Below are 24673 nucleotides of genomic sequence, written 5' to 3'. Positions count from 1 at the left end.
GTTCTTTGTCCGGCAGGACGAGTCGAGGTGTTCGGACGCTGCCTACCGTGAGCGTCCTCTGCGGCACCGAGCCGTTCTGCGAGGAGGTATCCAGCATGGGACGATCCGATGCGGCCGGGTCCACCGTCCGGATGGTGGGTCCGGACGCCCGTACACCGATCGGCGCCGAATCGGAGGGCGGGAGGCAGGCGTGGCTCGCCTTCCTCGGCAGTGGTGACCGGGCCGGGATCCCGCAGACGAGGCGCGCCCTGTCCCGGGCGGCCGGCGCGGGCACCGGCTCGGGGGCGACGAGGGTCGCCGACCGGGGTGTCGTCGACCGTCCCGGCGGCGGCGCCCGATGAGACGCGGCGTACGCGCGGCCGCGACGACGGTCGCGTTGGGTCTGCTCGCCGTCGGCTGCGGCGGCACCGGCTCCGGCGGTGCGGGCGGTCGCGACACGATCACCATCGGCATCACCGCCGACCCCGGAAACCTGTCCCCGCTCACCTCGCTGACGAAGATCACGTCGTTGCTCAACCGGTTCTCCTACGACCCCCTGGTGAACGTCGAGCCCGACGGGAAGATCGTCTCCGGCGTCGCCGAGAAGTGGACGACCGACGCCGTCTCGGCGACCTTCACACTCCGGCGCGACGTGAGGTGCGGTGACGGCCGACCGCTCACCGCGTCCGCCGTGGCGGCCCAGTACAACTACATCCTCGACCCGAAGAACACCTCACCCCTGCTCGGCCTCGCGGTGACCCCCGGAACCGTCGCCACCGCCGACGACGCCACCAACACGCTGACGCTGCGGACTCCGGAGCCCACACCGTTCCTGCTGCGGGGCACCTCGGGACTGCCGTTGGTCTGCCCCTCGGCACTCGCCTCGCCCGACTCGCTGACGCACGCCACCGACGGCACCGGTCCCTACCGACTCACCGAGTCGGCACCGGGCGACCACTTCACCTTCACCAGACGACCCGACTACATCTGGGGCCCGAACGGCGTCGGCGCCGCCGAGCTGCCCGAGCGACTGGTGTTCAAGGTCGTCTCCAACGAGTCCACCACGGCCAATCTGCTCCTGGCCAAGCAGATCGACATCGCCGCCGTCAACGGCGCAGACCGGGTGCGGCTGACGGCGGCCGGACTGAAGTACCGCATCCAGCGCGACCCGCTCGGCATGCTCTTGTTCAACGAGGCCGCCAACCACGTCACCGCCGACCCGCAGGTGCGTTGGGCCCTGACCGCGGCGCTGGACCTCAAGCAGTTGGGGGCGGTGGCCACCGGCGGCAAGGGGGCGCCGCCGGCCAGGATCGCCACCACCATGCTGCCGCCCTGCCAGGCCGACGCCGTCACCGGAAACCTCCCGCCGCACGACAAGGCCCGCGCCGCCGCGGCGCTGCGGGCCGCCGGCTGGGAGAAGTCCGGCGGGCGCTGGACCAAGGACGGCAGACAACTGTCGATCGTGCTGCCCTTCCCCTCCACGTCGGGCTCCCAGGTGGTGTCCGCCGTCGAGTTGGCGGTCGCGCAGTGGAATTCGTTCGGGGTGAAGGTCACCCGCAAGCCGCTCACCTCGGCGACGACCGGCGAGGTGCTCGCCTCGGGCGAATGGGACGTCTCGTGGACACCGGTCGCGCTCACCCAACCCGACCAGCTCATCCCCTTCTTCAGTGGCCCTCCGGGGCCCGACGGGATCAACTTCGGCTCCGTCGACAACCCCGAGTACCAGCGCCTGGTGGGCCTCGCGATGGCCAAGCCGGATCTCTCCGGTTGCGACGAATGGACGGCCGCCGAAGCCGAGTTGGTCAAACGCGTCGACGTGGTGACCTTCGTGGACTCGCTCTCGCCCTACTTCAACACCAAGGGCACCACGTTCGCGATCGACGGCGCCGGCATCGTGCCGACGTCCCTGCGCCGGGGCCGAGGATGACGAACCCCGCCTCCCCGGCGGCGTCGACGTCGGCGAGCGCACCGCGACAGTCGAGGGCGAGCACGCCTTCGCAGCCGTGACGAAGCCCCGCCCGAAGCCGTTCGACCCGGCTTCGGGCGGGGCGGACGATCAGCCACCTCGGTTCGACGACGAGCCACTGCCGCACGTCCTTGGTGCCGGTCATGTCGAAGTCGAGGTAGACGTCGATCTTCTTGCGCTCGGCGGCGGACAGTTTGCCCACGTAGTCCTTGGAGCCGATCAGGCCCTGCTCCTCCGCGCCCCACCACGCGAACCGCACGCGGCGCTCGGGCGCGACGCCCGCCCGCGACATCGCGACGGCGGAGGCGAGCACCGCTGCCGCGCCGGAGCCGTTGTCGTTCATCCCGGGCCCGGCCGCGACGCTGTCGAGATGGGCGCCGACGAGCACGACGTGGTTGGGGTCGCCGCCGGGCCGGTCCGCGACGAGGTTGTACCCGAGGGCGCCGTCGTACATGAACGGCCGCAGGCTGGTGCGGAAGCCCGCCTTGTCCAGCACGCCCTTCACGTACGTCAGCGACTGCCGGAAGCCGCTGCTGCCGTGGGCGCGGTCGCCGCCGCTACGGTCGGCGATCGACAACCTGTCGGAAAGCCGTGGCCGCACGGTGATTTGATCGTGTGTGAGGACCGTCGCGGTGCGGTGGGGGAGCGGCTGGGCCGTCGGGACCCGGTGCGGTCCCGACGGCGGGGTCGGACGGTGGGGTCAGCCGGTGACGCGGGCCCGTACGGTGGCGCGGACGTGCGGGCCGAGGGAGTTCGTGCCGGTGACGCGGAGGTCCACCTCGTCGCCGGTCACGGCGGTCACCTCGGCGTCGAGGGTGAGGGTGTCCCCCGTGTGGTTGGGCGCGAGGAGGTGCAGGTCGACCTCCAGGAGCCGGGTGGCCGGGCCGCCCCAGTCGGTGACCACTCCGCCGACGAGGCCGGTGGTGGCGAGGATGTTGGTGAAGACGCCGGGACGCCGGAGCGAGGTGCGCGTCCAGTCGGCGTCGTGGTGGGCGGCGTAGAAGTCCTGGGTGGCGAACGCGGTCGCGATCACGAAGGTGGGGGTGATCGGGATCGTGGTGACGGGGGTGCGGTCGCCCACGCGGGGGGCCGCGGTGAGCGGGCGGCAGGTGCGGCCGCTCGCGGGAGTGGGCGAGGCCGGATCCGCCGGGGCGCTCGGTGCGCCGACGTCGGACGCGGCTGCGTCCGGTGTGGTGATGTCGGGTGCGCCGGCGGGTGGTTCCGGCGTACGGAAGCACAGTACGGTCCAGTCGACCGTCGCGACGTCCGCCTCGTCCTGGTCGCGATAGATCATGCGTGTGGTGACGAAGTAGCCCGGCCCCAGCGCCGTCCGCTTGCGCGGCGACACCGTCGTGAGCACGCTCTCGCAGGTCAGGTGATCCCCGACCGCCGCCTCGCGGTGGTACTGCTGCCGGCATCGGGTCGCCGCGCGGGCGGTGTACCCGTGCGCGGTGAGGAGTCGGTGTACGGCCGCCGCCGGGTTGTCGGTCTCCCGGTCGGTCGACCGGCCGTCCGGCGACCCGTTCTTCGACGACCCCTCGTGCGCCGATGCGCCGGCCAGGTAGGGCGCGTATCCGGGGACCTGGGGCAACGTGGCGGCCAGGGCGGAGAGTCGGGGCATGGTCCAGGCCTGGATCATGGTGGGCGGTGCGACGATCCCGGCCCGCCCGGTCGCCGCGGCGGCCTCGGCGTCGCGGTAGACGGGGTTGGGGTCGCCGAGGGCGTCGGCCCAGGTGTCGAGCATGGGGGCGTTGACCGGGTGCCGGGCGCGCACGACGGACCTGGTGCCGCGCGCGACACAATCCTGGAGCGTGCGTTCCGGTTCCACGGTGTCGGTGGTCATGCCCGCCTCGCCTTCCGGACGATCGCCGCCTGTCGGATGCCGTCGCCTACCCTATCGATCTACTTGACATTGACAAGCGATTGGCTCGCGTCGATGATCGGCGAGAGCGGCCGTGGGGCCGCACACGCGCACACGCGCACACGCGGACAAGTGCACAAACGCACAAGCGCGCACGCGCATGGAGCGCGGTGAACTCGCGCCGCCGTCACGTGTGTCGAGGCACGCGCCGAGGTGTCGGGGCGAACGCGGTGGGGATGCGTTCGAGGATGCCGCCCGCGAAGACGTCGTACAGCGGCAGGGATGTCAGGTGCACATAGCCGATGTGGCAGTCGCAGGCCTGCCTGGGGCAGGGCGGCGCGGGTGCGAGAGCGGCGCGGAACGAGCCGTCGTAGAGGTTGCCCAGCACCGCGGGCACGAAATGGCAACGGCGCACGGTGCCTTCGCCGTCGACGCTGATCACGGTGTCCCCGGTGCGGCACGGCACACCGAGGGCGGGATGCGGGTTGCGGCTGAAGCCGAAGTGCGGGTCCAGCGCGGCCCATTCGGCCGCCGCCGCGTCGGTGTACGCGTGCCCCTCGGCGGCGTTGACCCACAGGTACACGTCGGCGGGAAGGTCGTCCCGCAGGCGACGCGCGGCGGGCAGGTGTTCCGGCAGGCCGACGACGCCGACGCTGAGGCGCACACCGCGTGCGCGCAGGTCGCGGCAACGGTCCAGGAAGCGCTCGTGAGGGACCTGGTCGGGGTGGTAGGTGGCCCAGAGCGCCAGGCGGGTGAGGTCGGCCGCCTCGGTCCACCGGGGATGCGCGCTCAGGTTGGTCTGGATGGCGACGCGTTCGACGTGCGGGAGATGGCTCAGGTCGGCGAGCGTACGGCGGTACCAACTGCGGACGAGACCCTCGCCCCACGGGGTGAACAGGACCGACACGCGGTGCGGCGCGTGCGTCACCCAGTCCGCGAAGCGCGCCAACGCCGCACGGTCGGACCGCAGTTGCTCGGGAGTATCGCGGCGCTTGGCGAACGGACAGTAACCACAGTCGTAGTCGCACGAAGCGAGCGGACCCCGATACAGGATCGTCAACGGGTCGGCGCGCACGCCGAGTTCGACCAGGGGCGGCGCGGCGGGAGGAGCACCCGTCATCGCGGCCGGTATCCGTGCATCAGGGTGGAGGTCTCGGGCGAGAACAGCGCGGGACCGATCGCGTCGGACCAGGCCAGGCCCTCGTCGGTCAGGCGTATGCCCGCCGCGGAGACGGTCAGCAGGCCCGCGTCGGCGAGCGGCGCCAGTTCGGCGGCGAAGTCGGCCTCGGCGTCGGTGCCGAACGCGGCCCGATAGTCGGTGGCGGCCAGGCCGTCGGCCTGCAACAGCGAGGTGAGCAGGTGGCGTCTGCGTCGTTCGCCGGCGTCCAGCCGATAGCCCACGCGGGCACGGGTGAAGGCGTCCTGATCGAGCGTCACGTAGTCGTCGATGATCGCACGTACCTCGCCGACACCGACCGCGTACTCGAACGAGTAGTGCAGGTCGGCGGTGTACGAGCGGGCACCGCAGCCGAGGCCGATCATGCCGTCGCGCTGGCAGCGGTAGCCGGTCTCCGCGTCGGTGCCGGCCGGCCCGCCGGCGGCGTCGGGGAGGGCGTCCGCGCGGCGGAACATGCGCATCGAGACCTGCTCGTAGCCGGCCTCGCGCAGATGGTCGCGGCCCGCCCGATAGAGCGCGAGCCGCTCCTCGTCCCAGTCGGCGCGCGTGACGGCGCGTCGGCCGAGGCCGGTGAGCGGGCGCACATACAGCGGATACAGGTACAACTCCTCCGGCCGCCACGCGAGCGCCGCGTCGATCGAGGCGAGCCAACTCGCCCGTGTCTGGCCGTCGATGCCGTAGATCAGATCGATGTTGAGCGTCGGCACCGCGGCGTCCCGGATCGCCGCCAGCGCGGCCTCGACGTCGGCACGGCGCTGCGGGCGCCCGCTCGCTCGCGCCTCGGTGTCGTCGAACGACTGGACGCCGATGCTGACCCGCGTCGTCCCACGCTCGGCCAACACCGCGAGGCGCTCGGGCGTCGCCGTCGCGGGGGAGGTCTCCACGGACATCGGGATCGCGCCGAGGTCCGCGCCCATCACCTCGGTGGCGATGTCGAACAGTTTTTGCAGTTCCGGGGCGTCCAGGTACGTGGGCGTTCCGCCACCCACCGCCGCGACCGCGAAACGTGCCGCGGGGATCGCCTCGCGCACGGCCCGCGCCTGCCGTTCGAGCGCGTCCAGGTAGCGCCCGACCAGTTCCGCGGGGGCGCCGGTTCGGGTGAACAGGTTGCAAAAGCCGCAGCGCATCTCACAGAACGGCACGTGCACGTACAGGAACAGCGCCGACAGGTCCTGGCCCCGCCACACATCGCCCAGCGTGGGCATCGGGGCGAGCGGGCGGTAGGCGGTCTTGTGCGGGTACGAGTAGACGTACCCCGCGTACGGCGAGCCGAGCAGGTCGCGCGCCGACGACGGAACCACCAGGGGATCGGCGGTGCTGGACGATCCCATGGGCGGACGACCTCCGAGGACGTGGGTGAGTGCCGGGTGCGGTGTTCGCACGGCCCGACTCTAGGGGTGGGCGCCGACAGGCCGGCCGACCGCCCGGTGGCTCGGGAGGCGGGCGATGGCCCGGGCCGTCGCGCGCCGCCGATCAAGGCGAGTGCGGGGTCACCATGCGCCGGGATCGAGGGTGAACTGGGCGTACGGCACGGTCCACACGACCTCGTGGCCGATGCGGTGCCCGGTGTAGCCGTCCTCCCCGTACGCCGTGCCGTGATCCGACGTCAGGATCGTGAAGCACGGGCGGCGGGCGCTCATCGCCCGAAAGAGCCGGCCCAGATGCCGATCCACGTACTCCAGCGCCGCCGCGTGCGTCTCGCGGGTATCGCCCTCGGCGGCCGTCGCACCGGGCCGGTGGAACCAGTTCGGCTGGTGCAGCGCCGCCACGTTGACCAGCAGGAAGAGTCGCCGGTCGGGGTCGAGGGCGGCGACGACGCGTTCCGCGCGGGCCACCTGTGCCTCGAACGAGGTGGGCGAGGTGACGCCGAGTTCGGGATCCCAGTGGCTCTCCGCGAACAGGCCGGGCAGTACCGAGCCGAGCGCGCCGCGCTTGTTGAAGAAGCCGACGCCGCCGACGCAGGCCGTGTGATAGCCCGCACGAGCCAGCCCGGAGGGCAGATCGGGCTCGTCGAACACCCACGTGTGCGGCGCGGTGGACTCGCTGCCGCCGAAGCGCGCCGCGAACAGGCGTGGATGCGGGCCCTGCCCCAGTGGGGTGGGCAGGAACCCGGCGAGGAACGCGGTGTGCGCGGCGTAGGTGAAGCTGCCCGGAGTGTGCCGCGCCTCCCAGCGCCCGCCGGGCAGCACCCGCGCGAGGGTGGGCAGTCGGCCCGCCGCCACGAGTTCCGCGGCCACGTCGTAGCGGAGCGTGTCGAGCGTGACCATGAGCAGATCGTGGTGGCCGACGACCTCGTTCATGTCGGGGTCGTGGCCGTGCGGGCCGTCGTTCCCCTGGGGCGGTGGGGGTGGTGTCGTCAGGTCGGGCACGGCAGTCGTTCCTCGTCGGGTGTCTCGCGGTTCGGTATTTCGCGGTCCGGGGCCTCGTGGTCCGTCGCTTCGCGCTCCGGTGCCTGGCGGTGTGTCGCTTCGCGGTTCGGCGTTTCGCGGTTCGATGTCTCGCGTGCCGCATGTCGCATGTCGCGGCCTCGCGGACGGGTGCCGGCCGTCGACCAGGGCGCGGATCTGTTCCGCCCACGTGTCCCGGCCCCGGTGCAACACGCCCGGCAGCAGATCGCCGAACGCGTTGACCTCGCCGACCGCGTGGCGGCGGCGGTCGACCGCGAACAGGAGGTCGACGCCGACGTGCAGCGTGTGGGGAAAACATCCGGCCGCGCGCACGCACGTCGTCATCGCCTCCTCCCAGGCGGCGGCCCCCACGGCGCGGCGGACCGCGTCGACGTCGACGCGGGCGTTGCCGAGGTGAAGGTTGGTCATCGGGGTACGGCTGCCGCGCGCGACGACGTGGGTGGCGCGGCCCGCGACGACCAGGACGCGCAGGTCGACGGCGAGTCCGTCGAGGGTGAGTTTGGGCAGCCAGGTCTCGGCGTGCACGCCGTCCGCGCACAGTGCGTCGATCAGGGCCGCGACATCCTCCTCGTCGCGGTACTTGCGCACCCGCAACGAGTTGAACAACTCGATGCCCGACGCGGTGCGCACCAGTTCGGCGGACGTGGTGGCCTGGACGCGCGTACCCGAGGTCTCCAGGGCGACCACACCGGACGCCGACGAGCCGTGCGCGGGCTTGACGAACACGCGTGGCCGGCGGGTGTCGCGCATCAGGTCGCGCAGGTGGGCGTAGGAGCGCACGGCGACGCCGTGCCCGTCCGCGCCGAGCCCGGGCGGGACCGGGACGCCCGCGTCGTGCAGCCGCCGGTGTGCGCGCGGCTTGTCGAACATGACGGCGATGTCGTCGGGATCGTTGACGAGCCACGCGCCGGGCGTCGCGGCGACGGTGGTTCGTACGCGTTCCAGCGCGCGCAGAAAGGTGGCGTGGCGTACCGCACCGCCCTCGACGCGGTGCGGATCGGGCGGCCCGCCGAGCAGTGCGTGGACGACGGGGTTCTCGCCGGGGGAGTCGATCCGCACCGGCCCTGCGGCGAAAGCCGGTTCCGCGCCACCCAGTACGTCCTCCCACGGGACGACGCGCGGGGCCGGCAGCCCGGCGGCCCGCGCCGCCGCGTCGAATCCCACGACGCGCCGGTGCCCGGGGTTGGCGACGACGGTGATCACGGTCACGGCAGGCACCGCGCGGCGCGGAGGCCGGTGGCGCCCGTGGGGTCGATCGCCGCGACGACGCGCGGGCCGGCGGAATGTGCCCGGGCCTGCCCGCCGGTCATTCGGAGACCTCCACGTATCGGGGGTCGTCGCCCCAGTCGCGGGGGCTTTCGGGGCCGGAGATCTCCACCGTCACACCGGAGGTCCGCAGCGTCGCCCGCAGGCGCTCGGCCACGGAGTCGTCCAGGAAGTGGTGGCGGATCGTCAGATTCCGCAGCCGGCCCAGGGATCGGCTGTTCAGCAGTGCCTCGGCGCCGTCGTCGCTCAGGGTTCCCATCGACAGGTCGAGGGATTCGAGCCGGGGCGTGACGGCGGCGTTCGCGATCGCGGCGGCGATCTCGTTCTGCACTTCGCTGTTCATCAACCCGAGATGCCGGAGCCGGGGCACTCGGGTCCCGGACAGGAGGTCGGCGAGGTCCTCGACGCGGGCGTCACCGCCGTAGTCGTCGACGCCGAGCCACATGTCGAGTTCCTCGAGCGCGGGGAGATCGCTCATGCCGACGGCGCGCACGATCCGAGCGGACAGGCCGCCGCTCTCGAAGCGGAGCCGGCGCAGGTGCTCGTGACGCACCGGAGTCAGGGCGGGGGCGTCCTCGGTGGCGTTCTCGCTGCCCCGGAAAACCAGTTCCTCCAGGTGCGGGAAGGCTTCGAGGAGCCCGGTGGAGGGGCCGATGCCGATCCAGGAGATCTCGGATTCCTCGCGCACCACGTCGCCGACGAACAGATGGCGCAGCGCCGGAAAGCGGGCGGCGTCGCGGACCAGCAGGTCGGGCAGCGGATTCTCCTGGGACATGTCCACGTCCCAGGCGCCGACGATCAGCGCGGTGACGCGTGTGGTGTCGACGTTGGCGAGGAAGTAGGCGTAGAGATCGGTGAGTTCCGGATCGTCCTCCCAGTGGCGGTGGCGCAGCCGCCAGGCGACGGCGTCCGCGGGGTGGTCGCCGGGCGCGATGCCGTACGGCGGTGTGGGCTCGCCGTGGAGGCCCTCCTCGGGTTGCCTCCCGGGAACGGCCGAGGGCTGCTTCGAGTCCGGCGGCCGCAGGTCGGCGACGGGCAGGCCGCCGAAGTGTTCGAGATAGGCGTGGATGCTCATGTCGGGAGGTCACCTGCGTGGGTCGGATGCGTGCGGATCGGTGCGCGTAGGGCTCCTGCCTACCAGAGGGCACCGACGGCCGGTGCGGGGGAGTGCCGGTGTTCGTCCGGCGGGCGCTTGCCGCGAAGGCTCCCGCACCCCGTGTCACACTTTCCCGTCGACGTTCGTCTACATCGCATGGAGAACGAACCCGGGCCCGAGCCCACGTGGCGTGCGGAGTGGACGGCCGACCAGTTCGAGGGGCTGCGCCCGCACCTGCGGTCCGTCGCGTACGGCATCCTCGGTTCGCGCGCCGACGCCGAGGACGCGATCCAGGAGACCTGGCTGCGGGTCTCGCGCACCGGGCACGAGGACGTCCGCGACCTGCGGGCCTGGCTGACCACGATCGTCGGGCGGATCTGCCTCGACATGCTGCGCGCGCGGCGGCTGCGTCGTGAGGACTATCCGGGCACGTGGTTGCCGGAGCCGATCGTGCGCTCGGCCGACGCCGACGCGTACGACCCCGAACGCAAGAGCGTCGAGGCCGACGCCATCGGCCTGGCGCTGCTGATCGTGCTGGAGACCCTCAATCCGGCCGAGCGGCTCGCCTTCGTGCTACACGACGTGTTCGGGGTGCCGTTCGACGAGGTCGGCCCCATCGTCGACCGCAGCCCGGCGGCAGCCCGGCAGTTGGCCAGCCGGGCGCGGCGGCGGGTGCGGTCCGCGCCGCAGCCGGAGGGCGACCTCAAGCGGCAGCGCCGCGTCGTCGACGCGTTCATGGCCGCCGCGCAGGACGGCGACTTCGACGCGCTCCTGGCCAACCTCGACCCGGACGTCTCCTTCCAACTGGACCTGGGCCCGAACCGGCACTCGGCCCCGCCCACCGTGGTCGGCGCCGAGAAGGTCGCGCGGCAGATGTTGCGCTCGGCCCCGTTCTTCCTGCCCTACGCCCGTCCCGTCCTGGTCAACGGCGCCCCGGGACGGCTGGTGGGCGACCCCAACCGGCCCAGCGGCGTCGCGGGCTTCACCGTGGCGGGCGACCGGATCGTGCGGATCGACGTGATCGCCAACCCCGAGAAGCTCAAGGGAGTTTCGCTGGACATCGTCGACGACGCCGACCCGATCGACTACCCCGACTTCACCCGAGTTCCGCACGAGCCGCCGGCCGCGGACGACACCCACCGACGCCCCGACGACACCGAGAGCTGACCCGCCGAACCTTCGCCGCGCGGGACGAGCCGCGCGCACCTTGCGTGACCACCTCGGGCGACGCCCCGGTTCCCCGGCAGGCCGTCGCCTCGTCCCCGCACGCCCGAAACCGAACCGTCATCCAGTCCTGGAGTACCCATGTCCACCGGCACCTTCGCATCGACCGACTCGACGGATCCGCCGAAGTCCGCGGCTCCGACCGGGTCCGACGCCTCGTTCCTGACCACCGCGCGGGGCAAACTCACCCTCGTCCTGCTGTGCGCGGTGGCCTTCCTCGACTTCGTCGACGCCTCCATCGTCAACATCGCGCTGCCGGCCATCCAGCGCGACCTCGACCTGAGCAACCAGGGTCTGCAATGGGTGCCGTCCGGCTACCTCCTGACCTACGGCGGCCTGATGCTCCTGGGCGGGCGGGCCGCGGACCTGATCGGGCGCCGCCGGGTCCTGACCGGCGGCACCCTGGTGTTCGCCGCCTCCTCCCTGATCGGTGGACTGGCGCAGAGTTCCGAGGTGTTGATCGGCGCCCGGCTCGCCCAGGGCGTGGGCGCGTCGATGATGCTGCCCGCGGCCCTGTCGATCCTGACCACCTCGTTCGGAACCGGTCCCGACCGCAACAAGGCGCTCGGCGCCTGGGCGGGCACCGGCGCACTCGCCTCCGCCGTCGGCGTGTTCCTGGGTGGAGTGCTCACCGAGGGCCCCGGGTGGCGCTGGGTCATGTTCGTCAACCTTCCGGTCTGCGCGCTCGTGCTTCCGGTCATCCCCCGATTCCTGCCCGACGACAAACGCCGGGCATCGGTACGCGGCTTCGACTTCCTCGGCACCGCACTGGCCACCGGCGGACTGGTGCTGCTGGTCTACGGTCTGGTCAAGGCCCCCGACCAGGGCTGGTCGTCCACCCGCACCGTGGTCGAACTGGGACTCGCCGCCTGCCTGTTGCTCGCCTTCGTCGTCAACGAGGCGGTGATCGGCAACCCGCTGATGCCGTTGGGCATCTTCCGGGTCAAGGGCCTGGCCGCGGCGAACATCACGCAACTGGTGGCCATGTCCGGCTTCATCGCGATGTTCTTCTTCATCACCCTGTACGTGCAGGGCGTCATGGGCTACTCCGAGATCAAGGCCGGATCCGCGTTCCTGCCGGTCACCGTGGGTGTGGGTATCGCCGCCGGAATGGCCCAGCCGCTGCTGGCCCGGGTCGGCACCCGTCCGTTGATCGTGGTCGGCTCGCTGATCGCCTCCGCCGGGGTCTGGTTGTTGTCCCGCATCCCGGTGGACGGCACCTACCTCGGGGACCTGTTGCCGGGCCTGGTCGTGATGTCCTTCGGGCTCGGCTTCGTCTTCGTCGGCGTCGCCACCGCCGCCAACGCGGGCGTCCCCGCCGAACAGGCGGGCCTGGCGGCGGCGCTGATGAACACCGCGCAACAACTCGGCGGCGCGTTCGGCCTGGCGATCCTCTCCGCCGTGGCGACCGCGGAGACCACCCACCGACTGGCCGCCGGCGACGCCGCGGCCTCCGCCTACACGGACGGCTATCAAAAGGCGCTCCTGGTCGGCGCGTTCCTCCTCGCGGGCGCGGCCGTGGTCGGCCTGTTCGTCGCCAACACCCGCGGCGAGGAGACGACCTGACCCACACCCGGATCGGCCGCGTGCCGAAGGGCCGTCGACCGATCCGGCTCGGCCGGACGCCGCTGTCCGGAACCACGGTTCCGCACAGCGGCGTTCGCCGCGTCCGGGCACGTCCGGCCGACCCGTCCGGGAGGCTGGTCGGGGTGATGTCGTGGAACGCGCGCTCGACCAACGTGTGCGGATCGGTGTCCTGGCGGCGCTCACCGAGGACGAACAGGCCGTCCGTACCGGCCGGCCGCGCCGACACCCTCGCCGCCCGACACGGCACCGGTGTCGGCGCGGCACACGCCGATCGTCATGGACGGGTTCAGTCAGGACATGTTGCGCAACGGACCGAACGCCAAGGGCATGGTCGCGGCCTGCGCGGAACGGACCCGCCCCACGAGTCGGCCGCGACGCTGCTTCGGCCCAGCCCGGTGAGGACTCCGGACGGTCGGGCGGGCGAGGTCATTTCGCGGTTCGGGTGGTGGGCGGGATCGGTTGGCGGGTCAGGTGGGTCAGGGCGTTCGCGATGATGTCGAGGCCGATGGATCTGTGTGCCGTCATGATCGATTCGGGATGGAACTGCACGGCCGCCAGTGGGCGTTCGGTGTGTTCGACGACCATGGCGACGCCGTCGTCCGTGGTGGCGCAGACCCGCAGTCGTGGTGGCAGGTCCCTCGCGTGCACGTAGAGCGAGTGGTAGCGGCCGACTTCGAACGTGTCCGGGAGGCCGGCGAGCAGCCCGCTGCGCGGTTCGGTGACCCGCACCCGCGAGGAGCGCCCGTGGACGGGACGGTTCAGGACGCCGAGCGTGCCGCCCAGGTATTCGACGAGGCCCTGCAATCCGAGACACACCCCGAACGCCGGGGTGCCGAGTGCCTCGGCCGCGGCCAGGGTCTCGGCGACGCCGAAGTCGCTCGGGCGCCCCGGGCCGGGGGACAACACGAGCAGGTCCGGCCGAGTGCGTTCCAGCACGGCCAGGTGGTGCGGCGGGCGGAACGTGGCCACCTCGGCGCCGCATTGACGGAAGTAGTCGGCCAGGCAGTGCACGAACGAGTCCTGGTGGTCGACCATCAGGACCCTGGGCCGGGCAGCCGGATCGGCGATCGGCGACGGTCGCCGCCCGCGGATCGCCGCCGCAACCGGCGCCGGGACGCGGACCTCGGGTGCCTGTGCCTCGTCCAGGGCGGCCAGCAGGGCCCGGGCCTTCAGTTCGGTCTCGGCCTCCTCGGCCCAAGGGTCGGAGGCGTACAACAACGTCGCCCCGGTCCGGACGACGGCCGTTCCGCGGCGGATCTGGATGGTGCGCAGCGTGAGGGCGGTGTCCAGGCCCCCGTCGAAGCGGATCCGGCCGACGGCTCCGCCGTACCAGCGCCGCGGCGACCTCTCCTCGTGTTCGAGGTAGCGCACCGCGGCCCGCTTGGGCGCGCCGGTGACGGTGACCGCCCACAGGTGCGCCAGGAACGCGTCCAGGGCGTCGAGTTCGGGTCTCAGGCGTCCCTCCACGTGGTCCACGGTGTGGATCAGCGTGGCGTGGAACTCGACGCGGCGCCGGGCGGTGACCCGGATGCTCCCGGGTACGCACACCTTCGCCTTGTCGTTGCGGTCCACGTCGGTGCACATGGTGAGTTCGGACTCCTCCTTCTCGGATTCCAGGAGTCTGCGCACCTGTGCCGCGTCCTCCAGCGCGTCGCGGCCGCGCGCGATCGTGCCGCTGATCGGCGCGGACTCCACGACGAGTCCGCCCTCGCCGGCGTCCCCTCCCGCTCGGACCGCGACGAACCGTTCGGGTGACGCCCCGATCAGGTGCTCACGCTCCCCGAGATTCATCAGCAGCGCGTACGGGGCGGGGTTGCGGGCGTACAGCCGCCGGTACACCGCCGACGGCGGCGCGGTCGCGGCGCGGCGGAACTCCCGGCCGGGCACGACCTCGAACAGGTCACCCGCGCGGAAGGCCGAGCGGGCCCGCTCCACGACCCGGGCGTACTCGCCGGGAGCGTGGTCGTCCTTCGCGACCGCGCCCCCGGGGCGGAAGGCGGCGTCCGCGGTGGTACGCGGCAGTCCGTCGGTGCGCGCGCGATCGTCGTGGAACTCGTACCGGTGCCGGATCGCCGAGTCGTCGCGCTGGTCCACCTCGAGGAGTTCGTCCGGCAGGTGCAGGACGAGCATGCGGTCGCCGGGATCGCGTTCGCGCGCGGTCGTGATGCCCTCCAGCCCCAGGATCAGGTCGTAGCCGAAGGCTCCGTACAGGCCCAGTCGGGAGTCGGCGGGGGAGCGCATCGCGTCCACCAACTCGCGGAGCACCGTGAAGACCCCGGCCCGGCGGGTACGGTCCTCCTCGGCGATCGCCTCGTCCGCGGACGGCACGCTCCCGTACACCCCGTCCGCGCGGACCTGGCGATCGTGCAGGACGCCGGCGGTCGCCCGGACCAGCGCGGGAAGCAGCACCCGGCCCCGGGCGTTGAGCGCCCGCACGGCCAACCGGGAACCGCGCGCGGTCACCTCGATCGGCGGGTCGGCGTATCCCACGACCGTCCCGTCCCCGAGGTGGGCGAGCATGCCGCGGCGCCGGTCGAGCCGTTCCTCCAGCGCCGCCAACGCGGGCCCCGCCCGTCCTGCGTACGCGGACGAGCGGCGTACCCGCAGGCCGCTCGGCAGACACCAGGACAGCTCCCGGGACGTGCCGGCGGAACGGACGGCGAGCATTTCCGGTAGCGCCATGGCGAAGCCCCTTCGTGAAGTGGAGTGCCGACCGGGCCACGTGCCGTGGTGCGCCGACGAGGCCACATGCCGCGGCGGGCCGTCGGGCCGCGATGTGCCGACCGGTCCATCACACGCGCCGGGCAAGTGCCGTCGCAATCGGCTGGGTTGCGCGGGCGCAGACGTCCGGCCCCACATGCGGTGAATGTTGCTCAACCCCGCGACCCGGGGGCGCAACCGGTTGCCCCCGGCCGCCCGGCGTGGGTGCACTGGACCCGTTCCCGCCAGGCCGCCGCGTCGGCGTCGTCGACGCGCCGGGCGGGAGCGTTTCCCTTCCTCCCACCGAGAATCGGGGACCCCATGCTCTCCGCCCGACACACCCTGCTCCCCCGACCGGCACGTATCGCCCTGGCCCGGGACACCCGGCTCGGGGGCGGCAACCTCTGGCGGACCGCGCTGGAGCACAGCCGGGCCCCCGACGCACCCCTGCTCGTGTCGGACCCGCCGCTCGTGGTCGGCGACGGGAGCCGGCGGCGGGAGTTCGGCATCGCCGCGCTCGACGCCCTCGCCGACGCGTGGGCGTGCCACTACCTCGACCGGGGCGTACGACCGCGCGACCGGGTCGCCATCTACATCGAGGACTCCTTCGAAGACCACGTGCACCTGGCCGCGCTCGCCCGGATCGGGGCCATCGCGGTCCTGGTCAACGGCCGGATGCCGCCCGAACTCGCGCTCGGCCTGATGGACCGCGCCGACCCGGTCGGCCTGTACACCGACCCCGCGCACCTGGAACTCCTGGCCGGCCGGCACCGGGAACTGCCCGGACTGCGCTGGACGCACACCCGCGCGGACGCGGCCGGGCTCGCCGGCGCGGAACCGCCCGACAAGGCGAGATACCGGCACGGCGACAACGACCCGATCTTCCTGTGTCATTCGTCCGGCACCACCGGCCGGCCCAAGCTGGTCACCTGGACCCACCGGCAGAGCGTCGCGGGTACCCGGTTCCGGCTCGCCACCCAACCCGAACCCGACGACTCGCTGTTGTTGTGCGCGGCCCCCCTCAGTCACGGGGCGGCGATCGCGATCACCTTCTTCGCGCTGGCGGCGGGCCTGCCGGTGGTCTCCTCCGCCGACCGCAGCGCCGCGGGCCTGTCCCGCGCCGCCGCCGCGCACCGCCCGACGACGATCTTCGCCTTCAACCACACCCTCGCCGAACTCGCCGTCTCGGACCCGGACCCGGCGCACTTCACGTCGGTGACGGACTGGGTGAACGTGGGCGACTCCGCCCACGAGGCGCACGTGCGGTCGCTGGTCCGGATGGGCGGGCGCACGGTGGCGGGCAACGCCGTACCGGGCTCGGTCTTCAACGACATCCTCGGCTCGTCCGAACTCGGCTGGGCGGCGCTGCGCCGCTCCACGGCACCCGACACACCCTCGTCCCCGCGCCACCTCGGCCGGCCCGGCTCCGCGATGAAGGTGGCGGTACTGCGCGAGGACGGCACGCACGCCGACGTGGGGGAGGTGGGCATGCTCGGGGTCCGCGGGGAATCGGTGACCACCGGCTATTGGAACGACTCGGACACCTACCACCGCAGTTTCCTCGGCGGCTGGTTCCTCTCCGGGGATCTGGTGCGCCGCACCGCGGAGAACCACTACTTCCACGTCGACCGCGTCGTGGACACCATCCACACCACCGGATCGCCGGGCCACTCCGTCCTGATGGAGGAGGTGATCCTGCTCGCCCTGCCCGAAGCGGCCGACTGCGCGGTGGTCGCGGGAGGCGATCGCGGGGCGAGCGTGCCGGTGGCGGTGGTCCGGCTGCGGGGGGAGAACGCGGACCCGGCGGGACTCCTCGATCGGGCCAACACCGCGCTCGCCGCGGCCGGTCAGCCCGACCTGGCCGCCCTGGAGCTCGCCGCCGACGACGCGGACCTGCCTGTCGGCGCGACCGGGAAGGTCCTCAAACGGCACCTGCGGGAGAAGTACCGGGACTTGCCCGGCCATCTGGCCACCGCGGCACGGGGGTCCGTCGCGGCGGTCCGGGAACCGAACCGCCCACCCCGGCACGAGGAATCGACGACCCACCGCACCACCCCGGACGCGACCGCCACGCCCGAGGGTGTGCGTGCGATCGCCGCCGCGGTGCTGGAGACGGAACCCGAGCGGATCACGCCCGACGCGGCCTTCCACGCACAACTGGAGATGGACTCGCTCCAGAAGACCGAATTCGTCGCGCGGGTCGAACGCGCCTTCGGGGTGCGGTTCGCCGCCGAGGAGGCGGCCCGACTGGACTGCCTGGCCGACGTGCTCGCCGCGCTGCGTCGGCACGGTGTCGGCACCGACCCGCGCGCCGACGACGGTGTCGGCACCGACCCGCGCACCGACGAAGGAGGCTCCCGATGAACCCCGTCGACCTGCTCCTGCTGCGGCACACCGCGGCCGGCCGGGGCAGCCGCACGAGCGTCACCGACCGCACCGGTGCGATGACCTACGCCGAACTGACCGAGGCGGCACGCGGGTACGCCGGCGCCCTGGCGGCCGGCGGGCTCCGCCGGGGTTGCCGCGCCCTGGTGGTCTCCGACGACACGGCGGACGCGATCGTCGCCGTCCTGGGCCTGTGGTGGCACGGCTGCGTGCCGGTCGTGCTCAGCCCGATGCTCCGCGACGCCGAGCTCGTGTTCATCGCCGCGGACTGCGCCGCCGAATACGCGGATCTCGACCTTGTGCGCGAGCGCCGCGACGAACTGGCCGCGGCCCTGGGCCCGCTCGGCTTCCGCCACGAACACCGGGACAGGGAACGGGCGTTCGTCGACCCGGGCGCACCCGCGAGGTTCACCGAGGACGCCGAGGTGCTGGTGCAGTACACCTCGGGCAGCACCGGCCGGCCGCGCGGCGTACGGCACTCCATGGGCGGGCTGCTCGCCGTGCTGAACGGTTTCGGCGACGTGCTCGCGCTGACCGAGTCGGACACCGTCCTGTCCACCGCCAAACTCTCCTTCGGCTACGGTTTCGGCAACTCGCTGCTGTTCCCGCTCGCGGCGGGCGCCGGCTCGGCGCTGCTCACCGGCCCCGTCGACGCGTTCAGCGTGACCACCGCGATCGACCGGTACCGGCCGACCGTGCTGTGTGCCGTGCCGCGGGTGTACGAATCACTGCTGGGCGCGGTCGCCGGCCGAGGAGCGGCGCCGGACACCTCCGCCGTCCGCCTCGCGGTCGCCGCCGGCGAGCACCTGCCCGCCGAGCTCGCCCGCCGCACCACCGAGACCTTCGGATTCCCACTGGTCAACGGCCTCGGCGCGACCGAGGTCCTGCACATCGTGCTGGCCACCGCGGCCGACGCCGAGCCGCGCGGATCCACCGGCAACCCGGTGCCGGGCGTGACGGCGACCGTCCGCGACGAACAGGGGCAGCCGGTGCCGAACGGGACCCACGGCCGGTTGCACATCGCGTCCGCGTCCGCCGCGCTCGGCTACATCGACCGGCCCGAGGCCCAGGCGCGCACGTTCGCCGACGGCGGCGTCTACCCGGGCGATGTCGTGCACCGCACGCCCGACGGGGACTTCCGGCACGTGTGCCGGACGGACGACCTGCTCAACATCGGCGGCCACAAGGTGGCGCCGGCGGAGATCGAGGCACTGCTCAAGGCGACCGACGGCATCGCCGACTGCGCCGTCGTCGCCGACCGGGACCCGGCCGGCCTGCAACAAGCCGTGGCCTACGCCGTTCCCGCGCCCGGCGCCGCGCCGGAGGAGGTGCGCCGCAACGCCCTGCGCGCCCTGCGCGACCGATTGCCGCCGCACCGGCGCCCCTCGCGGATCGAACTCATCGACGCGCTGCCGACCACCTCCACCGGAAAACTCGCCCGCTACCGGCTGCGCACCCCCGAGGAGACCCGATGACCTGGGACATCGTCGGGATGGGCGCGGTCACCTGCCTCGCGGACGAACCGCGGGCGATCCACCGGGCGTTGTGCCGAGGCGAGAGCGGAGTCGGCCCGCTGCGCGCCTTCGACAGCGCCGGGTACCGGGTGAAGAACGCGTACGAGATCGACGATCGCGCCGTGCCGGGCCGTGACGAGCCCGGCCGGGCCACCCGTTGGCTGCGCGCGGCGGTCGCCGCCGCGCTCGCGGACGCGGGCCTGGGCGATGGGGGACCGGCCCTTGCGGGACCGGCGGACGGGGCGGGACCGGCCGACGCCGGACTCGGCGAGGCGGGACGCACGGACGCGGATCCGGGCGGCGGCGCACCGCACGAGGGGTCGCGGGCCGGTGGGATCGCGGACATCCCGGTGATCGTCGGAACCACCCTGCGCGAGCTGCGCTCGGCGGAACTGTGGTGGCGCGACGGCACCGAGCTGGAACCCACCGACCTGCACTTCGCCCGGGCCATGCGCGACGCGTTCGGGACCACTCGCACGCACACCGTGGCGAGCGCGTGCGCCGCGGCGCTGTACGCCCTGGGGATGACCACCGACCTGATCGCGCTCGGCATGGCGGAGACCGTCGTGGTGGCCGGCACCGACTCCCTCACCGAGAGCGCCTTCGGCGGGCTCGACCGTGTGCAGAGCCCGGCGCCGCAGTCGATCCGCCCGTTCGATCGCGACCGGAGGGGCATGGTCATGGGCGAGGGCGCGGTGGCCGTCGTGGTGCGCCGGACCGGCACCCACCACCGACCGGCCCACGCGCAGGTGCGCGGCGTCGCGATGAACTGCGACGCCGCCCATCCGACGGTGCCCGATCCGGCGAGTGTGACCGCGGCCGTGCGCGAGGCCCACCGGCGAGCCGCGGTCCGGCCCGAGGACGTCGACCTGGTCGTCGTGCACGGCAGCGGCACCCGGCACAACGACGTGGTCGAATCCGAAGTCCTGGGCGAGGTGTTCGGACGGTCCCGGCCCGGCCCGCTGGTCACCTCGATCAAATCCGGCCTGGGGCACACCTGCGGCGGCTCCGGCCTGATGAGCCTGGTCATCGCGGTACTGGCGCTGCGGTCGGGGCAACTTCCGCCGATCGCCGGCCTGCGCGACCCGATCCCCGAAGCCGCGAACCTGCGCCTGGTCGCGGGCGAGCCCGCCTTCGGCAGCTTCGCCACCGCGCAGATCAACGCGATCGGCCTGGGCGGCATCAACGCCGTCGCCGTCGTGGGGAAGGCGCCGTGATGCCCGCCGGGACGCCGGACGGGACGGCACCCGTGATCACCGGCTGCGGTCTCGCGGTCTCCGGCCTGCGCGACGAATACGACCTGCTGGAGCCGGCCGAAGCCGGCGTCGGGGCCGCCGCGGACCGCGATCCGGACGCCGGTCGCGCCGGTGCGGGGATGCGGCACAAGGACCGCGCCTCCCGGCTGGCCCTGCACGCGGTACGCAGAGCCCTGGACGGCGTGGAGCTGCACGACCCCGCGGCCACCGCCGTCATCGTCAGCAGCAACTTCGGCAACCTCGACACCGTCTGCGACTTCACCGACACCATCGCGGCGGAGACCGTCACCGGCCTGAGCCCCATCCGGGTCCCGCACATGTCGAGCAACGTCACCGCCGGCTGGGTGGCGATCGAGCACGGCCTGCGCGGACCCAACATCACCCTGTGCAGCGGCACGACCGGCGGTCTGGACGCCGTGTTCTGGGCCGCGGCGCTGCTCACCGCCGGTCGCGCCGAGGCAGCCGTCGTGGTCGGCGTCGAACCGGACACCGCGCCGGTGGCCCGGTTGCACCGCGAGCACGGCGGCGGGCCGTGGCTGGACGGCGCGGCCTGTCTGGTCGTGGAAAGGCCCGAACACGCCCGCGCCCGCGGCGTGCGAACGCGCGCGGTGATCACCGGGTACGGCCGAGCGGCCGGCCGCGCCGACGCGGTCGGGCAGGCGACGAAGGCGTACGACCGCCCGATCGCACGGTGGGTGGCGGCCGTCGCGCACGCGTCGGCACTGGACCTGACCGCCCGGCTGGGCCGGTGCTCGGGCGCGCTGGGAGTGCTGCAATGCGCGGCCGCGGCGGCCTGGTTCGACCGGTCGGGGGACGACTCGGTGCTGGCCGTCGCCGGCGACGACCACATCGGCGCCGGATCCGACGGCGAGGGTGATCCCGGCGGTGTGGCGGCCGTGCTGCTCACCCGCCCCGAACCGGTCCGCGCGGGAGGTGGTCCACATGACACCGAGGCATGACGAACGCAGGGCCGTGCTGACCGGCCTCGGCGCCGTCTCCTGCCTGGGGGCCGGGGTCGACGCGTACTGGAACGGGCTGCTCGCCGGTGGCGCCGCGCCGCGCGAGGTCGACCTGCCGCACCTGAACATGCGGGCCACCCGGATGTACCGGGTACCCGGGGCCGCCGTCCCCGAGCAGCCGCGCCGGCACGCGGGCGTCCCGCTCGGCGCGGTGCCGCGGATGGCGGTGGGCGCCGCGCTCGAAGCGCTCGACGACGCCGGGATCGAGTATCCCGAGCGCGCCGACGTGCCCGTGGTGATGGGCTGCGAAATGGGAAACGCGAGCGTGCAGGAGGAGCGGCGCGGCGCCGACGGAGCCGGCCGCCCGCGGTGGACGCCGCTCGCGGTCGCCGCCGCGGCCGTCGCTGCGGCCATCGGCTCGCACCGGGGCAACATCAGTGTGGGCAACGCCTGTTCGGCGGGTGGGTACGCGCTCGGCATCGCCTCGGACATGATCCGTTCGGGTGAGGCGTCCGTGGTCCTGGTCGGCGCCGCGGACGGGGTCACCCGGGTCGGCATGGGCGGATTCGACCGGCTCGGCGCGGCCGACCCGCGAAGCTGCCGCCCCTTCGCCCGGGACCGGGCCGGCACCATGTTCGGCGACGGCGCCGCGATGATCGTGCTGGAATCGGCGGCACACGCCCGGCGGCGCGGGGCCCGCGCGTACGCGGAACTCGCCGGCGTGGCGTGGAGTTGCGACGCCCTGCATCCGACCGCGCCCGATCCGGACGCGGCCCAGCTGGTACGCGCGATGCACGAGGCCCTCGCCGACGCGGGACTGCGCCGGGACCAGGTGGGCTGCGTGCTGCCGCACGCGACCGGTACTCCGCTCAACGACGCGGTGGAGAGCCGGGCGCTGCACCGGGTGTTCGGCCGAGTGGCGGACCCGCTACCGCTGTTCGCGCTCAAGGCGATGATCGGACACACCTCCGCGGCGGCCGGGATCTTCGCCTGCCTGACCTCGGCGCTGATCCTGTCCCGGGCGCGGATCCCCGCGAACGCCCCCATGGAGCAGGACCCGGAATGCGATGTGTGGCTTCCCCGAGAGGGCCTGCTGCGCCTCGAACGCCCGGCGGTCCTGGTGAACACGTGTGCCTTCGGCGGCAACAACTCCTCCCTCGCGCTCGCCGGATGGGGGTGGTCGGCATGATCGCCCCGGCGCGGATGCGTGTCACCGGCCTGGGGGTGATCACCCCCGGCGCGGATCGGCCCGATCGTGCCCTCGGAGCGCGACCGGCGCCGATTCCCGGCTGGTTCGAGGTCGCCGAAGCCCTGCCCGGGCGCGGCTATCGCCGGTTGCCCGCCGGTTGCCTCCACCTGCTCGCCGCGGCCAGGGCGGCGTCGCTCGACACCGGCCCGTGGTTCACCGAGGTCCCGGCACATCGCCGGGCCGCGGTGGTGGGGACCAACAACGCCGGCGCGGCCCTGATCGAGGAGTTCGACCGAACGATCATCGACCTCGGTGCCGCCGAACTGCCCCCCGCCCGGGTCCCGTACATGGCGATGAGCATGTTCGCGGCCCGACTGGCGCCCGAACACCTGCTGCGCGGCTTCGACCTGACCACCAACTCACCGGCCGTGGCGGGGTTGGACGCACTCCAGAGCGCCGCGCGCGCACTGGCCGCCGGGCGTGCGTCGGTCGTCCTGGCCGGCGCGGTGGAGGAACCACCCTCGGCCGCACAGCGGGCCGGCGCCCGATCCGGCGCCGTGCCGGCCGACATCGGAGCCGCGGTCCTGGTCTGCGAACCCGAGGAGGCACCGACCGGTGGTGCCCGCGTGTACGGCTACTGCTCGACGTACAGCGCGTTTCTTCCCGGCCCCGACAGCGCGCGGGCCGTCCTGGAGGCGTTGTGGGAGCAACTCGCCCACGACGGCGTGCCGCCGGACCGCGTCGACACCGTGCTCGACGACTCCGCGATCGGCGCGGCCGTCGCCGCGCGGTTGGCCGCACTCGCCCCGGACGGCGAGATCACCGCCGTTCCCGCGGCGACCGGCGGCGGTTGCCTGACCCCGGTACGCCGCGTCCTCGGGCGGCTCGGCACCCCCGGCGGCCTCGCCGATCGGGTCGCGGTCGTCGCCGCCTCCGCCCACGGCCACCTCTCGATCACCGACATCACCCCGTACACCGGCCCCACGCACGGCACGCACCGCACGCACCGCACGCAAGGAACGCACGGCACGCCGGCGGCCGAAGACCGGACGACACCGGCCACCACGAAGGGACACCGACCATGACCAAGCCCATCCCCACCCGCGAGGAACTGCGCGACTTCTTCGTCGAGGAACTCGAACTCGCCGACGAGATGGTCGCCTACGACAGCGAGTTCGCCGTCGACCTCGGCATCGACTCGCTCACCACGATGGAGCTCATGGTGCAGTTGGAGAAGCGCTACGGTGTGCGGCTCGCGGAGTCCGAATTCGCCGAACTCACCTCGGTGGACGCCGTACACGCCTTCCTGTCGGCCCGGCTCGGGGCGGCCTGAGCATGGCGGACACCCGGCGGCCGGTCGCGGTGGTGACCGGAGGATCACGCGGCATCGGACGGGCCGTGGTGAACCGACTGGCCGCGGACGGATTCGACGTCGCCTTCTGCTACCGGTCCCGACCGGACGCCGCGGCGAAGGTCGTGGCCGAGGCCGGCGCGGCCGGCGCCACCGTCGTGGCACACCGGGCCGACGTCTCGGCCGCGCACGAGGCCCGCGCCCTCGTCGCGGTCGCCGAGGCGCGACTGGGGCCGCTGTCGACCCTGGTCACCTGCGCCGGCGTCGTTCGCGACCGGCCGCTGGCACGGATGTCCGACCAGGACTGGGACGAGGTGATCCGCACCAACCTGGACGGGACCTACCACGTGTGCCGCGCCGCCGCCCTCGCGCTGATGCGGCACGGCGGCGGCTGCATCCTCACCCTGTCCTCGGTCGCCGCCGCGCACGGCAGCGCCGGACAGAGCAACTACGCCGCGTCCAAGGCGGGCATCGTCGGTTTCACCACGTCGCTGGCCCGGGAACTCGGCCGCTTCGGGGTGCGCTCCAACGTGGTCGCCCCCGGCCTGATCGACACCGACATGACCGCGGAACTGCCTGGCGCGGCAAAGGCGTCCATCCTCGACCGGATCCCGCTGCGCCGACCGGGCAGCCCCGAGGAGGTCGCCGACCTGGTCTCGTTCCTCGCCTCGGACCGGGCCCGCTACATCAACGGTCAGGTGATCGGAGTGGACGGCGGGCTGATCCTGTGACCCACCGACCGACACCCCCGCGAC

General features: G+C 73.2%; 19 protein-coding genes and 1 pseudogene. 12 read left to right on the top strand and 8 right to left on the bottom strand.

Annotated elements, in window-relative coordinates; genetic code table 11:
• The first annotated feature begins 95 nt into the window (after positions 1-95).
• Both OG948_RS41960 and OG948_RS41955 read left to right on the top strand, forming a co-directional pair.
• Positions 96-341 carry a hypothetical protein gene (locus OG948_RS41960; RefSeq protein WP_331770235.1) on the top strand — a complete coding sequence of 82 codons (246 nt, stop codon included), beginning with the start codon at positions 96-98 and terminating at the stop codon, positions 339-341.
• Entirely contained in the window at positions 338-1906 is a 1569-nt protein-coding gene (locus OG948_RS41955) for an ABC transporter substrate-binding protein (RefSeq protein WP_331770234.1), read from the top strand. The genes OG948_RS41960 and OG948_RS41955 overlap by 4 nt, the downstream gene beginning before the upstream one ends.
• Here the strand turns inward: OG948_RS41955 and OG948_RS41950 are convergent.
• The 7 genes and pseudogenes from OG948_RS41950 to OG948_RS41920 all read right to left on the bottom strand — a co-directional run bounded on the left by OG948_RS41950 (position 1830) and on the right by OG948_RS41920 (position 9732).
• Positions 1830-2546: a M20/M25/M40 family metallo-hydrolase gene (locus OG948_RS41950; RefSeq protein WP_331770233.1), complete on the bottom strand. Its 717-nt coding sequence runs from the start codon at positions 2544-2546 to the stop codon at positions 1830-1832. The two genes, OG948_RS41955 and OG948_RS41950, sit on opposite strands and share 77 nt — an antisense overlap.
• 99 nt (positions 2547-2645) lie before the next feature.
• Positions 2646-3788, bottom strand: a complete 1143-nt coding sequence (locus OG948_RS41945) for a MaoC family dehydratase N-terminal domain-containing protein (protein ID WP_331770232.1) — start codon at positions 3786-3788, stop codon at positions 2646-2648.
• A gap of 205 nt (positions 3789-3993) precedes the next feature.
• Positions 3994-4926 carry an STM4011 family radical SAM protein gene (locus tag OG948_RS41940; protein WP_331770231.1) on the bottom strand — a complete coding sequence of 311 codons (933 nt, stop codon included), beginning with the start codon at positions 4924-4926 and terminating at the stop codon, positions 3994-3996.
• Positions 4923-6314, bottom strand: a complete 1392-nt coding sequence (locus tag OG948_RS41935) for an STM4012 family radical SAM protein (RefSeq protein WP_331770230.1) — start codon at positions 6312-6314, stop codon at positions 4923-4925. Before OG948_RS41935 ends, OG948_RS41940 begins: the two co-directional genes overlap by 4 nt.
• Before the next feature lie 159 nt (positions 6315-6473).
• A complete protein-coding gene (locus tag OG948_RS41930) occupies positions 6474-7283 on the bottom strand; it encodes an STM4013/SEN3800 family hydrolase (RefSeq protein ID WP_331773481.1) in 810 nt (269 codons plus the stop codon).
• A gap of 312 nt (positions 7284-7595) precedes the next feature.
• Positions 7596-8555, bottom strand: a pseudogene (locus OG948_RS41925) (STM4014 family protein); the annotation flags it as partial.
• A 142-nt stretch (positions 8556-8697) separates the two neighbouring features.
• Positions 8698-9732 carry an STM4015 family protein gene (locus tag OG948_RS41920; RefSeq protein ID WP_331770229.1) on the bottom strand — a complete coding sequence of 345 codons (1035 nt, stop codon included), beginning with the start codon at positions 9730-9732 and terminating at the stop codon, positions 8698-8700.
• A 177-nt stretch (positions 9733-9909) separates the two neighbouring features.
• Between OG948_RS41920 and sigJ the strand changes: the two genes are divergently transcribed.
• A complete protein-coding gene (gene sigJ, locus OG948_RS41915) occupies positions 9910-10920 on the top strand; it encodes an RNA polymerase sigma factor SigJ (RefSeq protein ID WP_331770228.1) in 1011 nt (336 codons plus the stop codon).
• 138 nt (positions 10921-11058) lie between these two features.
• Positions 11059-12543, top strand: a complete 1485-nt coding sequence (locus OG948_RS41910) for an MFS transporter (RefSeq protein WP_331770227.1) — start codon at positions 11059-11061, stop codon at positions 12541-12543.
• Positions 12544-12990: 447 nt separating this feature from the next.
• Here the strand turns inward: OG948_RS41910 and OG948_RS41905 are convergent, their stop codons facing one another.
• The gene (locus OG948_RS41905) at positions 12991-15246 is read right to left on the bottom strand and encodes an anthranilate synthase component I (protein WP_331770226.1); all 2256 of its coding nucleotides are present in this window, start codon (positions 15244-15246) and stop codon (positions 12991-12993) included.
• Positions 15247-15585: 339 nt separating this feature from the next.
• On the opposite strand from OG948_RS41905, the gene OG948_RS41900 reads away from it, so the two are divergent.
• From OG948_RS41900 to OG948_RS41865, 8 genes are read left to right on the top strand one after another with little or no spacing between them, the layout of a single operon-like run.
• Entirely contained in the window at positions 15586-17628 is a 2043-nt protein-coding gene (locus tag OG948_RS41900; RefSeq protein WP_331770225.1) for an AMP-binding protein, read from the top strand.
• Entirely contained in the window at positions 17625-19124 is a 1500-nt protein-coding gene (locus OG948_RS41895) for an AMP-binding protein (protein ID WP_331770224.1), read from the top strand. Before OG948_RS41900 ends, OG948_RS41895 begins: the two co-directional genes overlap by 4 nt.
• The gene (locus OG948_RS41890) at positions 19121-20380 is read left to right on the top strand and encodes a beta-ketoacyl synthase N-terminal-like domain-containing protein (protein ID WP_331770223.1); all 1260 of its coding nucleotides are present in this window, start codon (positions 19121-19123) and stop codon (positions 20378-20380) included. Before OG948_RS41895 ends, OG948_RS41890 begins: the two co-directional genes overlap by 4 nt.
• Positions 20380-21378 carry a beta-ketoacyl synthase N-terminal-like domain-containing protein gene (locus tag OG948_RS41885; protein WP_331770222.1) on the top strand — a complete coding sequence of 333 codons (999 nt, stop codon included), beginning with the start codon at positions 20380-20382 and terminating at the stop codon, positions 21376-21378. Before OG948_RS41890 ends, OG948_RS41885 begins: the two co-directional genes overlap by 1 nt.
• Positions 21362-22567, top strand: coding sequence for a beta-ketoacyl synthase N-terminal-like domain-containing protein (locus OG948_RS41880; RefSeq protein WP_331770221.1), 1206 nt, complete (start codon positions 21362-21364; stop codon positions 22565-22567). Before OG948_RS41885 ends, OG948_RS41880 begins: the two co-directional genes overlap by 17 nt.
• Complete coding sequence (locus OG948_RS41875; protein WP_331770220.1) at positions 22564-23652, top strand: beta-ketoacyl synthase N-terminal-like domain-containing protein; 1089 nt, start codon at positions 22564-22566, stop codon at positions 23650-23652. The genes OG948_RS41880 and OG948_RS41875 overlap by 4 nt, the downstream gene beginning before the upstream one ends.
• Positions 23649-23900 (top strand): acyl carrier protein, encoded by a 252-nt coding sequence (locus OG948_RS41870; RefSeq protein WP_331770219.1) that lies wholly within the window; start codon positions 23649-23651, stop codon positions 23898-23900. The genes OG948_RS41875 and OG948_RS41870 overlap by 4 nt, the downstream gene beginning before the upstream one ends.
• Positions 23901-23902: 2 nt before the next feature.
• A complete protein-coding gene (locus OG948_RS41865) occupies positions 23903-24649 on the top strand; it encodes an SDR family NAD(P)-dependent oxidoreductase (RefSeq protein WP_331770218.1) in 747 nt (248 codons plus the stop codon).
• The last annotated feature ends 24 nt before the right edge of the window (positions 24650-24673 follow it).

The sequence above is a fragment of the Embleya sp. NBC_00888 genome, assembly GCF_045207655.1.
Lineage (GTDB): Bacteria > Actinomycetota > Actinomycetes > Streptomycetales > Streptomycetaceae > Embleya.
This window is presented reverse-complemented; position numbering and strand designations above follow the sequence as displayed.